Below are 15,216 nucleotides of genomic sequence, written 5' to 3' on the forward strand. Positions count from 1 at the left end.
CCGTCAGGCAATCGCAGCGGTGTAGTCGAAGACCAACAGTGATTCGAACGCGTATTCCTCGACGTCCCGGAGGTACGGCCGCTCGTCGTCGCGCTGTACGTAGAACGTGACCTTCGCAGTGGGGACTGGCACGTCGTCGCCGGACATCGACAGCGAAACCACCGCAGTCAGCCTGTCGCGGTCGGGCAGTTCACGCGCCTCGGCAAGGGCCTGCACGGCGTAGGACACCGCACGTACCAACAGCGCACGTTCGCGCTCGTCGCCCTCAACGGTGATGTCGTCGTCGGCGACCCCTCGTCCGTTGACGGCGGCCTCGTATCCGGTCAGGTCGCCGGGACGGAAGTCAGGACCGTGATAACCGGCACGCAGCTCGACGAGGACGTTGGCGCCGGACGGCTCGGTCATCCAGCCCGAGGCCAGAACCTCGCGCGCCGCCGGCGTGACGGTCTGCGGATCGGCCAGCGCCAGCGGGTCGGGACCGGCGAGCTGACGCATCGCCCAGTTGGTCGCGATCACTGGCTTTCTCCCAGCCAATTCAGGCCCTTCTTGATGCCGTTCTGATAGCCCCGGTTGCCCGACAGCTTGTTGGCGAGTTTGTTCGGCATGCCCTGGAAGCCTCCGTTCTGGTGGTCCCAGTAGTACTTCGCGCTCTTGTTGGTCTGGTCCTGGAAGTGCATCTGGCCGGGGCGCCCGCCTGGGTCGGGGTTCTCGACGTCGATGCGGTACGGACCTTCGTTCCAGGCCGTCTGGCTCGTGATCTGGGTGCCGTTGGCGCCGATCATAGCCGGGTCGCCGGAGGGCGCCGACGGTTCCGGGACCCGGCCCGGCCATTCCTGGTTCGCCCTGAGCCGGTCCGCGACCTCGTCCGGGTGGTACGGGTCGCCCTTGAACGCCGGCGACGTCGGCGGGTACTTGTCCTGCGGATACAACCCGAGCGGGTCGATCCACACCAGCGGGTTGGGCACGTAGCCGCGGTCGTTGGGAGCGGGTCCCAAGCCCAGCGGATCCGGCGACAAGTAGCCGGCGGTCGCCGGATCGTAGTAGCGGTGCAGGTTGTAGTGGAGACCGGTTTCGGCGTCGTGGTACTGGCCGGGGAAACGGAGCGGGCACTCATCGCCGTCCGGCGCGGTGACGGCGATCTGCTCACCGAACAGGCTGAGGGCGGTCCGCCACACGATGCGCCCTTCGGGCGTCACCAGTTCGGTCGGTGTCCCCACGAGGTCGGTGACGATCGCGTGAAAGGCCTCGTCGACATCGGACTGCGGGGCGTCAACGGCCCAGGAGCGCCTGCGCTGAGCAGCTGCTCGCCAGGTATTGGGCTCGTAGTCCCAGGTTAGGACATCGACGCGGCCGTCGAACCCGCGCGATTCCTGCTCGGCGAGGCGCGTGCCGTCCCAGGTGAAGCCGACGCGTTCGACGACGCCGCCGTCGGCGCCCAACCGCAGTTTCGCAGACCGCCTGCCGAGGGCGTCGTACTCATAGCGCCAGGTGGCACCATCCGGCGTGGTCACTTCGATCAGTCGATCGTCGGAGTCCCACCGGTATGACGTCTGGCGTTGCCCGCCCGACAGGGTCCTGCGGATGGTTCTGACCAGCCGGCCCGCCGCGTCATGCTCATAGTGAGTGCGACCGGCCCGTCGGGGCGTCGTGGCGGCGTACTCGCGGAGGCCGTCTGTGTCACGGCTTTGGTCCGCACCGACAGTCGCGCTGCTGAGGTTGCCAGAGCTGTCGTACGCGTACGACTCGCTCCACGTCGCCGCCTCGACCGCGGTGATCCGTCCGGTCGCGTCGGCACGCAGCGAACGCTGTCCGACGACGGCATCGAGGATGGTCGCCGGCGATCCGATCAGGTCGTACGCGTAACCCTGGTCCGCGAGCAAACGGTCTGGTGTGGGACTCGCGCCCGCGGAAGCCTGGTCGCGGGTCCATAGACTCTGGCGCGCCAGCCGGTCGGCGTCGTCGAACTCCCGGGTGATCCACGTGTCCGCGCCGAGGGTCCGAACGCGTTCGCGGCCGGCGGCGTCGTAGTCGAAGTCGATGCGGTGGTCGCCGGCGGCGAACGCCATCGGACGTCCTGCCAGGTCGTAACCCCATTGGGACGTCGCTCCCGACGGCGTGGTGCGCGCCACGCGATAGCCCATCAGGTCGAAATCGAACTCTGTCGTCCGGCCGTCGACGTCCTCCGCGGTGATGCGCCCCGCCGCGTCGCGGGTGAAGGTGACGGTGCTTCGCGGCGCTCGGACTGCGGCAAGTCGACCGCCCGCGGAGTACTCATAGACCGTCGCGCCCTCGGGTGTCTCTCGCCGCACGACCCGGCCCATGACGTCCCGGGTGAGCCGTGCGACGTCGCCGGCGGCGGTGACTCGCTCGATCAGCTGACGGTTGGCGTCGTAGCGGTAGTGCACCGTGCGACCAGTGAAGTCGCTCTCTTCCAGGAGATTGCCCGCGCCGTCGAAGGTGTAGCGCCAGGTGCTGCCGGACGGGTCGGACACCTGAGACAACCGCAGCTCGGTGTCATAGCCGAAGGTACGGCGGACACCCGCGGGATCGGTGCGGGCCACCACCTTGCCGAACGGCCCGTATTCGAACCGGCTGGCGCCGCCAGCGGCATCTGTCTCGGTCACGGCTTGCCCGAGGTGGTCGTACTCCCAGCTGCGTCGTTCGCCGGCCGGGTTCTCGCGCCAGGCCATGTCTCCCCGGCCGGTCCAGCCGAAGCGGGTCGCGCGGTCCAGCTGGTCGGTGATCGCGGTGACTCGTCCGAACCCGTCGCGAGTCAATGCCGTGCGTCCACCGATCGGGTCGGTGACGGTCATCGGCAGGCCCGCGGCGTCGGTGTCGATGACAGTGACGCGGCCGAGAGCATCGGTGGCGGAGTGGATCTGGCCGTGTTCGCCGTAGGCATACCTGGTCTGGGCGCCACAGGGGTCGACGACCGCGACCATGTTGCCCCGGTCGTCGTACTCGTACCGCCAGGTCGCGCCCTCCGCGGTGATGATCTTCACCGGCTGGTCGAGGGCGTTGTATTCCGTGCTGGTCACACTCCGGTCGGGCTCCACGACCCGCAAAACGTTGCCGCGCGCGTCGCGCTCGAATTGCGTGACCTGGCCGGAGGCGTCGATCCGCTTCAGGGTGCGGCCGTACTTGTCGTGCTCGTACGCTTCGGTGGCACCCAACGGATTGGTGATCTGGACGACGCGGCCGTACTCGTCGTAGGTGTAGGCGGCGGCGTGGCCCAGCGAATTGGTGATGGTCGTCGTCCGGTTGGGCCGGTCGTAGGCGAACGTCGCTGCCAGGACACCGTCGACGCCGGAACTGCGAGCGACACGGCCGAGTTCGTCGTAGTGGTACTCGTAGCGGTACCCGAGACGGTCCGTCCACGCGGTGATCCGGTTCTGTTCGTCGTAGTCGTAGACGTGGGGAACGTCAGTGGCATCGACGATGTGTGTGAGACGGCCGCGCTCATCGTAGTCGTAGCGCATGACGTTCGTACCGGGACCACCGTCGAGCAAGCGAAGTTCCGTGATCCGCGGGCCCTGGGCCGAAGCGACGCTGCCGATGCGGACGCGGTAGCCGCCGGAGTGTTCGACCTCTGATGGTGTGCCGAACTCGTCGCGATGGACGGTGACGCGATTCCCGTTCCGGTCGGATATCGCGGTGAGATCCCTGATCTGCCCGAGATCGCCGGTGAAGTGGACCACCGCGAAATGCCGGGTCAGCCCGGTGGCGGGGTCGGTGAGTCGGATCTCGTCTGTGTCCCGGTCCCAGGTCAGCGGCCAGCGGGCGCCGTTCTCCGGCAGCACCGGCTCAGCGGTCGTCGGCAGGGGGTAGTGCAGAGTCTGGGCGTCGTCACCGGCGAAATGGATCCCGGCCTCGTTGATCGACATCCGTTGGTCGATCGTCGAGGACCAGCCGGGCCCGAAGAGCCGGCCCGTGCGGTACCCCGAGGCGTAGGTGCGCCGCAGGATCAACGGGAGGACGCCGGGCAAGTCGAGATCGGTGACGTTGTCGATCATCTGGCCGGTGACCAGGTCCACCGGGTCACCGCCGATCGACGACTCCTCGGTCCCGTCGACCTCCTGGCCCTTGCCCGCCAAGCTCGATTCGGAGCCTTCCAGCGCGTTGGCCTCGCCCTCGATGCCTCCAGCCTCGCCTTCGACAGCCTCCGCCTCCGAGCCGAAGGCGCGCGCCCCGACGAACGTCAAAGCCAGCATGCCCGCGCCGAGGAGGGCGTCGCCCCAGTGGCCTTGCATGGCGTCGCCGATGGTGGCCATGGCGGTGCCGGCTAGGGCGACGATGTTGTCGGCTTCGGCTAGGGCTGCGGTGACGACGTCGACGCCGGGGATCCAGGAGGTGGCCAGGGCGATGATGTCGAGGACTGGGGCGATCTCGCCGGCGATTTTGCCGATTTCGCCGCCCCATTCGGACAGGGCTGCGCCGACGTGTTCCCACCAGTGCTTGTTGTGGATGCCGTCGGATTGGGCGTGGTGGAGGGCGGTGCCGCAGGTTTTGGCGGCGGTGATGCGGTCGTTGTAGGCGTCGTTGGCTTGCTTGGTCAACGCTGCCATCTTGGCTTTGGCGTTGGTCAGGTTGGTCTGTGCGGTGTCGTGCGCGGTTTGGGCGTCGGTGACCGCCTGCGGGTTCGGGGTTGTGGCGTGGTTCTGCTGCGCGGTTTTCAGATCCGTCGCTGCGGTGTTGGCGTTGGTGGTGGCACGCTGCAGATCGGCGTGGGCGTCTTGCGCTTGGCGCAAGGCCGTGTCGGCTTTGGTCTGCGCGGCTTGAAGAAGCGGCGCATAGGCCGACAGGGCGTCGGAGGCTTCGCTGTACGAGGTGTACAGCTTCTGTAGACGACCGGGCAGCGGACCGAACTGACCCTTGAAGGCATCAGCAGTCTGACCCACCCACTGCAACGCCGTAGCATCCGAGCCGAACGAGCTCAGGCTGTGATACGCCGCTTCCGCATCGTGGGCAAAGTCCCCGAACTCCTTCGCCAGCGCCTGCACCGACTCCACGACACCCGGAGTCGGATCCCCATCCAAACCCAGAATGTCCCAACCAGACGGACGCGCCATCCCCGTGGACCTCCCCCATGCATCTCCCCTACAAAGCAGTAGATGAGCCTACAGCGACGCCTCGGAGCGCGTAACTCCCAAGAAGTACGTCAGCTACGTGCTGTTGCCGATCGCCCGCTGATACCGCGCGATGATGCGCTCCACTGCTGCGGCTAGCTCGGGAGCATCTGTGACTTCGAAGTCGGCTTCAAGCATGCCTAGGTAGAGGGCTAGGCGTTCGGGGTTGTCGGAGCCTGGTTCGAAAGCGGAGTGGCCGTTGGGGAGTTCTTCGACGGTGATGGGGGTGGGGATGCGGGTGCGGACGTAGGTGGCGGGGGCGTGGACGATGACGCGTGCCTTATAGCGCCAGGGTGCTTGGGCTACGCCGGTGTCTACGCGGGTGGTGATTTCTGCGTCTGGCGGGGTGGGGCGGGGGGTGAAGCGGGGTCCGGGTGGGGTGTGGGGGTGGATGCGGTCGGCGCGGAAGGTGCGCCAGTCGGCGCGGGAGGGGTCCCAGGCGAACAGGTACCAGTGCTGGCGGCGATGGATCAGGCGGTAGGGCTCGGTGGTGCGGCGGCTGGTGGCGCCTGAGTGGGCTTCGTAGTCGAAGTGCAGCATCAGGTGGTCGCGGCAGGCCAGGGCCAGGGTGGTGAGGGTTTCGGGGTCCACGGTGGGGGCGTGGGTGGGGACGGCCAGGGCGTGGGAGCCGAAGGATTCGACGCGGTGGCGCAGGCGGGCCGGCAGGATGCGTTGCAGCTTTGCCAGGGCACTGAGAGAGGTTTCTTCGATGCCTGCGACGGCTCCGGCGGCGGCGATGCGCAGGCCGAGGGCGACGGCTACCGCCTCGTCGTCGTCCAGCAGCAGCGGTGGCAGCGTGGCTCCGGAGCCGAGGCGGTAGCCGCCGGCCACGCCGGGTCTGGCCTCGACCGGGTAGCCGAGCTCGCGGAGGCGCTCGACGTCGTTGCGGACGGTGCGGGTGGTGACGCCGAGGCGTTCGGCGAGCTCGCCGCCGGTCCAGTCGCGGCGAGCCTGAAAGAGGGACAGCAGGCGCAGTAGCCGAGCCGAGGTCTCCAACATTCTTGAACCGTATCCGAGATTGCGGAACGAACCTTTCCGCAATGATTCCTAGGCTGACCTCAGTCAAGCCGGAACGAGCAGACGGAGACCTGCGATGACCACCGAGATCCAGCCCTTCCAGATCGCCATCCCCCAGCCAGACCTCGACGACCTCCACGCACGGCTGACCAATGCCCGCTGGGCCGCGTCCGTCCCCGGAGCGGGCTGGGAGCGCGGGGTCCCCGTCGACTACCTGAAGGAGCTCGCGGAGTACTGGCGCAGCGGATTCGACTGGCGGGCGCAGGAGAAGGCGCTCAACGCCTACCCGCAGTTCGTCACCGAGATCGACGGCCAGCGGATCCACTTCCTGCACATCCGCTCCGCGCGCCCCGACGCCAAGCCGCTGCTGATCACACACGGCTTCCCCAGCTCCGTCGCCGAATTCATGACCTTGATCGAGCCGCTGGTCGCCCCGGAAAGCGACGAGGACCAAGCGTTCCACGTCATCGCGCCCTCCCTTCCCGGCTACGGCTTCTCGACCCCGCTCGCCGCGCAGGGCTGGACGCTCAGCCGGACGGCGCGCGCCTGGATCGAGCTGATGCGGCGGCTCGGCTACGACCGCTACGGCGTCCACGGCGGCGACGTCGGCAGCGGCGTGGCGGGGCTGGTCGCGGGCTACGCCGCCGACCACGTCACCGGCGTGCACGTCACCACCGACCCGCAGACGGCGGCCAACGTCGCCACCTTCCTGCCCGGCCTCGCCGACCGCCTGGACGCCACAGACCCCGTCGACGCGCTGGCACTGGAGCGGATGAACGCGTTCCGCAAGGAGGGATCGGGCTACCTCGCGATCCAGAACAGCCGCCCCCAGACCATCGGCTACGGCCTGGTCGACTCCCCGATCCTGCAACTGGCGTGGATCGCGGAGAAGTTCGAGCTATGGACCGACCTGCCGATCGACCGCGACCAGCTGCTGACCACGGTGAGCCTGTTCTGGTTCACCGGCGCCGGCGCCTCCGCGGCCCACACGCTCTACGACCAGTTCCACTCCTCCGACTGGGGCGCGCCGTCCCCAGTGCCGCACGGCTACGCGGTGTTCGGCGCGGACGCGACGGTGCGCAAGCTGGTCCCCGCCGAGCAGGACGCGCATTGGAGCGAGTTCGAGCGCGGGCAGCACTTCCCGGCGATGGAGTGCCCTGATGTCCTCGCGGCGGATCTGCGGGATTTCTTCGGGCCGCTGAGCTGAGGCGCTGTGCACGAACTGCACTGAGCCGAGCCTGCGGCACGTATTGCCGCAGGCGTGAATCAGGGGACGAAGAGGCGTCTCAGGAGTCGAAGACCATCTCCGGGACGAAGCCGGGCAGCGCCGCCCGGACCGGGTACAGAACGGTGGCGTGTCCTCGGTGGACGGTCTTGTTGGCGACGACGGTGAAGGTCACGTCCTCGCCGTAGGGGCTGGTCGTCCGGGAGGTCACCTTCACGGTGCCGGGGTCGAGCGTGCCGTTGTAGGTGAACGCCTTCGCGAGCCCGGTCCAGTCCGAGGAGGCGAGGTCGCCGGGGTAGATGACGACCGTGCCGTCCGCGCCGCGGTGGTTCCAGCCCGGTTCGTTGGCTGCGAGGGGGCGGAAGTGCATCGGGTGGCGCCAGTCGGCGTAGATGAGGAAGACCGAGGTCTTGCTCTGGAGCATGTTCTCGGCCTGGGTGAACTCCTCGGAGAGGGTTTCCTCGGCGGGTACGACGCGGGCGGGGATGACTGCGTGGGAGTTTCCGGCCATGGCTGCGGCTGCTGACGGCGCCGTGGGTATGGTGCCGGCCATGGACTTCGATCCGTGCGTGCCTGACCAGCCGACGAGGAACGCCAGACCGACGACGCTGCACGCGCCGAGCGCCTGGATGCGGCGGGGACCGCGCTGCCACCAGGTGTCGACGGGAGGCAGTCGGTCCGAGCGGAGCGTCCCCTCGCCGACGACGCCGCCGCGCAACGAAGGCGGCGCCAAGTGGTGGAAGAGCGCGCCGATCGCGAGGCCGGCGACGGGAAACATGATCGATTCGTAGCGCATGTGGGAGGGATCGACGCCGGCGACCATGATGACGTACGTGCCCGCGAGCGCCCCGAGCAGCAGCCCGGCGACGATGTCGGTGAAGCGGACCACGACGAACAGCAGGGCTCCGGCGAGCAGCATCGACAGCGCCTTGTCGCCTTGCAGCGTACTGAGCACGTCGTAGTCGGTGATGGTCCACGCCACCCGGAACGGGTTCGCAGTCACCTGCGACACCTGCGAACCGGCGCCGCGACCGGAGAGCTTGGCCTCCAGCAGGTGCACGAACACGGTCGTGCCGCCGACGATCAGCGACGGCCACAGCCAGTCGTTGCGCCACCGCCGAGGCCGGCCGCGTCCGGGGAACAGCGTCGCCCACACATAGGCGAAGAACGCCATGACGGCGGCGGTCGGCATCACCTGGCGGCTCAGTTCCAGCAGCACCGACAGCAACGCGAGCGCGATCAGGTTGTTCGCGCGGGCGCGGCGGCCGAGCGGGAGGTTGAGCAGGATCAGCGCCAGCACCGCGATCGCCACCGAGTCGGTGACCGCCTCGGCGAGCGTCATCAGGAAGCCGCACGCGCCGAGCACCCCGCCGGCGGCCAGCGCGGCGGTCGGGCCGTACAGCCGCTGGACCAGGCGCGTCACCGCCCACAGCATGGTCGCGAACGCCGCCATCGCCGCGAGCGGCATACCCGCGCTCACGCCGAAGACCGCGACGAACGGCGCGGCGAAGAACGGGTAGAGCATGCGCGACTGGACCATCAGCCAGGCGGGATCGCTGTGCGCGAAGTACCAGGGCTCTGCGACGACGCCGGAGTTGGCGAACTGCTTCGTCAGCGCGTGCGCGTCGCCCCAGCCCAGATCGCGCAGCGCCATGACGACGTAGTAGCGGCTGTCCGGCGGGAAGGAGTACGCGGACCAGTGCAGGCGCGCGTAGTAGCCGAACGCCAGCGGTGCGAGGACGAACAGCAGCACAGCGGCGTTGACGCCGAAGATGTCGCGCCGCACGAAGCGGTTGAACTGTGCGGAGAAACGGTTGCCGGGGCGCGGCGGATCAGAAGCCGCCAGATCCCCGTTCCGGTCCTCCGGCTCCAACTCCCCCGCGTCGCCGTCTCGATCCGCCACCGATGGTTCGACCGCAGAGGTGAGCTCAATCTCCGATGTCATTGTTTTGCCCCGCCCTTGACCCCCGTTAAGTGGCAGGACGGTATCACGCGATCACTTGGCAACGCCGCAGGACAAGGGCTGTATAGGTGGGCCTGCGATCAGTGGGCGCTGTACGCCAACTCGGGTTCGCGGTCGGCTGCGGGGCGCAGGACGCCGGCGGTCGCCGCAGCGATCCCGCACATCACGGTCAGCACCAGGAACGCGTGGTTCAGTGCCACGACATGGGTCATCCAGCCGATGACGGCGGGACCGGCGAGCATGCCGACATATCCGAGCCCTGCGACGCGCGAAACGTTGGTGCCGGCAGCGGCGGGATCGGCATGGCCGGCGGCGCTGAACAGCTGGGGCACACAGCCGGACAGTCCCAGACCGAACAGCGCCCAGCCTGCGAACGCGGACCAGATCCACGGCGACACAGCCGCGATCGTGATCCCGACGGCAGCGATAGCCGCGCCGTACCGCAGGATGGCCATCGCTCCGAAGCGCGCGGACACGCGGTCGGCGAGCAGGCGGCCGATGGTCATCGCGGCGGCAAAAGTGCCGTAGGCGAAGGCAGCGGTACTAGCCGGCGCGCCGAGGACGTCCTTCAGGTGCAAGGCGCTCCAGTCGTTGGCGGCGCCCTCGCAGAGCATGATCATGAAAGCCAGACCGGCGAGGACCCAGATCTGGCGTCCGGCACGGGAGCGCCGCGTCGCTGTCGCTGTCGCCGGTACGTGCTCGTCCTCAGCACTAAGCGCAGCAAGGGATTCCGGCGTTGTCGGTAGCAACGTCGGCAGCAACAGACGAGTTGTGGCGACGGCGACCGCGATCCCCGCGACTCCCATCACCGCAAGCGCTCCTGCCGGGCTCATCCCGATGCTCGACATCCCGGCGGCGATGAACGCGGCGACCACGCCGCCGACGGAGAACGCGGCATGGAACGCCGACATGACAGGCCGGCCGTAAGCCTTCTCCACGTGCACGGCGTGAGCGTTCATGCTCACGTCCAGACAGCCGTTGAAGAACCCGAAGATCAGCAGGGCGGCTGCCAGCGTCCACGGCTCCCGCGCCAAGCCGGGCAGCACCAGAGTCGCCCCGCACACCGCGCCGGCCGACGGAACGACGACGCGCGCCCCGAGCCGGTCGGTGAGGCGCCCGGCGACCTGCATCCCGGCGAACGCGCCGAGTCCGAGCAGCACCAGCAGACCGCCCAGTGTCGCGTGGCTGATCCCGACCTGCTGCTCGATGGCGGGGATGTGCACCACCCAGGTGCCCATGAGCGTCCCGCAGAGGATGAAGTACGTGAAGGTCGCTATTCGGGCGGACCGGAGTGATCGTTCCATGCTCGCCACCATAACGAACACAATCCATGTTTGGAAACCCTTCGAATGAACAGTTTGCATGTTCGTTGTGGGTGGTGTTCAATCGCAGGCATGAGCACCGCAGACCGTCACCGGCAGATCGCCCGGGTCGTGAAGGAGTCGGGCAGCGCCACGGTCCCGGAGCTCGCCGAGCTCACCGGCGCCTCGGAGATGACCATCCGGCGCGACCTGGACGTGCTGGCGGCGCAAGGCGTCCTCGAACGCGTCCGCGGCGGTGCGCGCACGCTGCTGCTGCGCGGCGAGGAACCGCCTTTCGCTCTGCGCGCTCACGAAGCCATCGAGGCCAAGCGCCGGATCGCCGCCGAGGTCTCCGCGCTCATCGCCGACGGCGAGACCGTGGTGCTGGACAGCGGCACCACCTGCCTGGAGGTCGCGCGCCTCCTGCACCAGCGTCCGGTCACCGTGATGCCGGTGTCGCTCCAGGCGATCCGCGTTCTCAGCGAGAATCCGGGACAGGCCTCGCTGCTGGTCCCCGGCGGACGTCCCCGCACCGCCGAAGGAGCGTTGACCGGTCCGCTGACCCTCGCCTCGCTGGCGGCGCTGCGCTTCGACACCGCCGTCATCGGCTGCTGCGGCCTCAGCGCCGCCGAGGGACTGACCGCCTACGACCTCGACGACGCGGCGGTGAAGAAGGCGAGCATCACCTCGGCGCGGCGCGTCATCCTCGCCACCGACGGCAGCAAGCTCGGTCGCACCGCACACGCCTATGTCGGACCGTCCTCGCTCCTGCACACGCTCGTCACGGACGACGCGGCGCCCGCCGAGGAGCTGGCCGCGCTCGAAGCCGCGGGCACCGTCGTCAAGAACGTCTGACGGCCATCAGGATCATCACGGCCGCCGCGGAGCCCCGAGCAGCGGCGTCCGCACCGGCGCCGCCATCCCGATGAACACGACCACCTCGTGCGCACCCGGATTGGTCTGCACCGGCACGGTCAGCCAGTTGTTCGCCAGCCACACGTTGCCGGACGGGTCGATCTGCACGCCGGTGTTCCGCGCCAGGCTGTCGCTCGTGTAGCCGGTCGCGGCCGGCGAGATCGGCTGTCCGGCGCGGTAGCCGGGAGGGCAGGACGACAGGCGCGCGCCGCAGAGGTGGACAAGACGCCGGCCACCGAAGTTGGACACCCAGACCGTGTCGTCGCCGTCGACGGCGACACCCCACGGCAGCACGATGCCGCCGTTCATGAACGGCTGCGCGGGTGTCGAACCGTCCGGACCGATCATCGTGACCGAACCGCCGGTACCCCCGACACCACCGACACCGCCGCCACCGGACGGCGCGTTCTGCACCGCGTTCGCGAAGTCGGTCGCACTGTCGCCTCCACACGGAACCGGGAGGATGCCGGGGTTGGCGACCCAGACGTTGCCGAGGCTGTCCGAGGCGATGCCGAGCGGACGGCGAAGACCGCCGGTCGTGATGGAACGCTGCGGGACGCCGTCTGCCGACATCATCAGAACACTGTTGGTGCCGTTGTCGGTGACCCATTTGCGGCCCATCGGGTCGACGGCGATGTCGAAGGGCTTCACCAGGGGCAGGGAGGCCGGAGGCGTGATGGTGCGCGCGAGTTCCGGGCGTCCGTGCGGGTATTCGACGACGTTGGAACCGCCGCAGTTCGCGATCCAGATGGTGCCCTGCCGGTCCGACGCCATTCCCTGCGGCTGGACGATGTTCCCGTTGCGCCATCCGGTAGGCGGGGACAACGCCGCACCGCGCGGACCGAATTCGGAGACGCTGCGATAGAAGAGACTGGCGTTCACAGGGCACTGCGAGCCCTGGAACCCGAAGTTGGCAACCCAGGTGTGGCCCTTCGGATCGAGCGTGATCCCGAACCCGGCGCCGTACAGACCGCCTCCGCGGTATGGCGCGCCGGGCGCGTCCTGCCCGGTCGGCGCGAGCTTGATGACCTTCGTGTCCCCGCAGACCGACGCGAACGGATTCGGGTTGTAGGGGTAGTTGTTCGTCACCCACGCGTTGCCGTCGGCGTCGAAGGCGAGGTTGCCGGGACCGTCGAGCTCGTGGCCGTTTCCGTCGTAGCGGATGGCCAGGGTCCAGGCGTCCGGCGCGGCGGTCAGCGTCGGCGTGTACGGCTGCTTCACGGCAGCGAGCGCGAACAGTCCCGGCACGTTGTTGCTCGGCGTCCGAGCGATGTCGGCGACGGCTTGCAGCGTGTTCGTCGGCTGCGCTTTCCCCGGCGGCTGCGCCAGGGCGAACAGCGACTGGCAGGTCTGTCCGGCGACGCAGCCGGCGACGAGGTCGGCCAGGGTGTTGAAGGTCGCCAGCGTGGAGGTGAGCGCGCCGTTCGGCGGGCTCGCGAGCAGCGGGGCGATCTGGCCGGTGGTGACGTCGGCGAGGTTGTGCGAGATGGCTGCTGCGTTCTGCAGGCCCGGGTAGGTGCCGGAGACGCCTCGGTCGCCGATGAACTGCGCGAGGGCGTAACCGGCGGCGACGGTCGTGCGCTCGTTGATCACGACCGGCGAGGCGCTGCTGGGAGTAGTCGCAGAGCTCGGCGAACCGAGTGCGGCAGCGAGCTCCACCGGCGCGGCGGGATGCCCAGCGCTGCTGCGTTCGCGGCTCGGCTGCCCGACATCAGCGGTCAGATAGAGCACAGCCGTGGGATCGACTGGTCGCCGGTAGATGAGACCGAATTCTCCATGGCTACCGGTACGCACGTGCGCCAATACCCGTGGCGTCGCACCGGCTCCGCGGCCTGCTTGGAGCAACGTGACCTCGGCGCCGGCGATGGGAAGCTCGCCGGTGCGGACCACGCCGCACTGCTTGAGCACGCCCGGCGCCGGGGAGTGCGCCATCGTCGCATATGAAGTGCCCGCGGGCAGGCATGCCAGGGCGGCCAGAACCGGCGTGAGGATTCGTCGCACGCGCGAAAGATATCGGTGCGTTCCATGGCAAACTCGGCAGGATCGACGGTGCGGCCGTCCGATTGCGCAGTCCGAGTGACGGTGCGACATGCCCGCGATGTGGACACGGTGGCATGATTATTCAGAGAGTCGTATATAGTTGCACTCGTGTCCAAGGTACTCACCTCCCTGCCAGCAGGTCAGCGCGTCGGCATCGCCTTCTCCGGCGGGCTCGACACCTCGGTCGCGGTCGCGTGGATGCGCGAGAAGGGCGCCGTTCCGTGCGCCTACACCGCCGACCTCGGCCAATACGACGAGCCGGACCTCCCCGGCGTGCCCGGGCGCGCCGAGGCCTACGGCGCGGAGCTCGCGCGGCTGGTCGACTGCCGCGCCGCCCTGGTCGAGGAAGGGCTCGCGGCTCTGGCCTGCGGCGCCTTCCACATCCGCTCCGGCGGCCGCTCCTACTTCAACACCACGCCGCTGGGGCGCGCGGTGGCCGGCACGCTGCTGGTGCGCGCGATGCTCGAGGACGACGTCCAGATCTGGGGCGACGGCTCGACCTTCAAGGGCAACGACATCGAGCGCTTCTACCGCTACGGCCTGCTCGCCAACCCGGCGCTGCGGATCTACAAGCCGTGGCTGGACGCCGACTTCGTCAGCGAGCTCGGCGGGCGCTCGGAGATGTCGCAGTGGCTCACCGAGCGCGACCTTCCCTACCGCGCGAGCGCCGAGAAGGCCTACTCCACCGACGCCAACATCTGGGGCGCCACGCACGAGGCGAAGTCCCTGGAGCACCTGGACACCGGCCTGGAGATCGTCGAGCCGATCATGGGCGTCCGGTTCTGGGACCAGGCGGTGGAGATCGCCCCGGAGGACGTGACCATCGGCTTCGAGCAGGGCCGCCCGGTCAGCATCAACGGCAAGGCCTTCGCCTCGGCCGTGGACCTGGTGCAGGAGGCCAACACCGTCGGCGGGCGCCACGGGCTGGGCATGTCCGACCAGATCGAGAACCGGGTGATCGAGGCCAAGAGCCGCGGCATCTACGAGGCGCCCGGCATGGCGCTGCTGTTCATCGCCTACGAGCGGCTGGTGAACGCGATCCACAACGAGGACACCGTCGCCGCGTACCACAACCAGGGCCGCCACCTGGGCCGGCTGCTGTACGAGGGCCGCTGGCTGGACCCGCAGGCGCTGATGGTCCGGGAGTCGCTGCAGCGCTGGGTCGGCCGCGCGATCACCGGCGAGGTGACGCTGCGGCTGCGCCGGGGCGAGGACTACTCGATCCTCGACACCACCGGCCCGGCTCTGAGCTACCACCCGGAGAAGCTGTCGATGGAGCGCACCGAGGGCGCCGCCTTCGGTCCGGTCGACCGCATCGGGCAGCTGACGATGCGCAACCTCGACATCGCCGACTCCCGCACGAAGCTCGAGCAATATGCGCACCTGGGCATGGTCGGCTCCGGCGCGGGTCCAGCGGCGGCCGAGCTGGCCGGCGGCGGACACCCGTTCTCCAGCGAGCTGATCGGCGCGATGACCGACGGCGGAGCGCAGACGATCGCGTCGCGGCCGGCGGCCGAGGCCGAGGGCGACGAGGAGCTGCTGGACCGGGCTGCCATCGAGGCCGGGAACGACTGACGACGGATCGGGACTGAGGACGGAACCGAGACTGACAAACCTCCTGTCGTGGAA

The 15,216-nt window shown here is 68.9% G+C and carries 9 protein-coding genes; 3 read left to right on the forward strand and 6 right to left on the reverse strand.

Going from position 1 to position 15,216, the window contains the following annotated elements; translation table 11 throughout:
- Positions 1–3 precede the first annotated feature (3 nt).
- From CACI_RS42660 to CACI_RS42670, 3 genes are all read right to left on the reverse strand, one after another.
- Positions 4–516: a hypothetical protein gene (locus CACI_RS42660; protein WP_015797179.1), complete on the reverse strand. Its 513-nt coding sequence runs from the start codon at positions 514–516 to the stop codon at positions 4–6.
- On the reverse strand, positions 513–5,069 hold the full coding sequence (locus CACI_RS42665; RefSeq protein WP_015797180.1) for a DUF6531 domain-containing protein: 4,557 nt from the start codon (positions 5,067–5,069) through the stop codon (positions 513–515). The genes CACI_RS42660 and CACI_RS42665 overlap by 4 nt, the downstream gene beginning before the upstream one ends.
- Before the next feature lie 93 nt (positions 5,070–5,162).
- Positions 5,163–6,125, reverse strand: coding sequence for a helix-turn-helix transcriptional regulator (locus tag CACI_RS42670; protein ID WP_015797181.1), 963 nt, complete (start codon positions 6,123–6,125; stop codon positions 5,163–5,165).
- 94 nt (positions 6,126–6,219) lie between these two features.
- Between CACI_RS42670 and CACI_RS42675 the strand changes: the two genes are divergently transcribed.
- Entirely contained in the window at positions 6,220–7,350 is a 1,131-nt protein-coding gene (locus tag CACI_RS42675) for an epoxide hydrolase family protein (protein WP_015797182.1), read from the forward strand.
- 79 nt (positions 7,351–7,429) lie between these two features.
- Here the strand turns inward: CACI_RS42675 and CACI_RS42680 are convergent, their stop codons facing one another.
- Together CACI_RS42680 and CACI_RS42685 are read right to left on the reverse strand one after the other, a co-directional pair.
- Complete coding sequence (locus CACI_RS42680) at positions 7,430–9,313, reverse strand: hypothetical protein (protein ID WP_015797183.1); 1,884 nt, start codon at positions 9,311–9,313, stop codon at positions 7,430–7,432.
- Between the two features lie 98 nt (positions 9,314–9,411).
- Positions 9,412–10,635 (reverse strand): MFS transporter, encoded by a 1,224-nt coding sequence (locus CACI_RS42685; protein ID WP_015797184.1) that lies wholly within the window; start codon positions 10,633–10,635, stop codon positions 9,412–9,414.
- Positions 10,636–10,725: 90 nt separating this feature from the next.
- Between CACI_RS42685 and CACI_RS42690 the strand changes: the two genes are divergently transcribed.
- Positions 10,726–11,487: a DeoR/GlpR family DNA-binding transcription regulator gene (locus CACI_RS42690; RefSeq protein WP_015797185.1), complete on the forward strand. Its 762-nt coding sequence runs from the start codon at positions 10,726–10,728 to the stop codon at positions 11,485–11,487.
- Positions 11,488–11,502: 15 nt separating this feature from the next.
- Here the strand turns inward: CACI_RS42690 and CACI_RS42695 are convergent, their stop codons facing one another.
- A complete protein-coding gene (locus CACI_RS42695) occupies positions 11,503–13,548 on the reverse strand; it encodes an NHL repeat-containing protein (RefSeq protein WP_041540798.1) in 2,046 nt (681 codons plus the stop codon).
- A 147-nt stretch (positions 13,549–13,695) separates the two neighbouring features.
- Between CACI_RS42695 and argG the strand changes: the two genes are divergently transcribed.
- On the forward strand, positions 13,696–15,162 hold the full coding sequence (gene argG, locus CACI_RS42700; protein WP_015797187.1) for an argininosuccinate synthase: 1,467 nt from the start codon (positions 13,696–13,698) through the stop codon (positions 15,160–15,162).
- The last annotated feature ends 54 nt before the right edge of the window (positions 15,163–15,216 follow it).

The organism is Catenulispora acidiphila DSM 44928, from assembly GCF_000024025.1.
Classification (GTDB): Bacteria; Actinomycetota; Actinomycetes; order Streptomycetales; family Catenulisporaceae; genus Catenulispora; species Catenulispora acidiphila.

Excerpts from the sequence above, each read along its gene's own strand:
- CACI_RS42665 (WP_015797180.1), bottom strand. The coding sequence starts at position 5,069 with ATGGCGCGTCCGTCTGGTTGGGACATTCTGGGTTTGGATGGGGATCCG.
- CACI_RS42685 (WP_015797184.1), bottom strand. The coding sequence starts at position 10,635 with ATGGAACGATCACTCCGGTCCGCCCGAATAGCGACCTTCACGTACTTC.
- CACI_RS42670 (WP_015797181.1), bottom strand. The coding sequence starts at position 6,125 with ATGTTGGAGACCTCGGCTCGGCTACTGCGCCTGCTGTCCCTCTTTCAG.
- CACI_RS42690 (WP_015797185.1), top strand. The coding sequence starts at position 10,726 with ATGAGCACCGCAGACCGTCACCGGCAGATCGCCCGGGTCGTGAAGGAG.
- CACI_RS42680 (WP_015797183.1), bottom strand. The coding sequence starts at position 9,313 with ATGACATCGGAGATTGAGCTCACCTCTGCGGTCGAACCATCGGTGGCG.
- CACI_RS42675 (WP_015797182.1), top strand. The coding sequence starts at position 6,220 with ATGACCACCGAGATCCAGCCCTTCCAGATCGCCATCCCCCAGCCAGAC.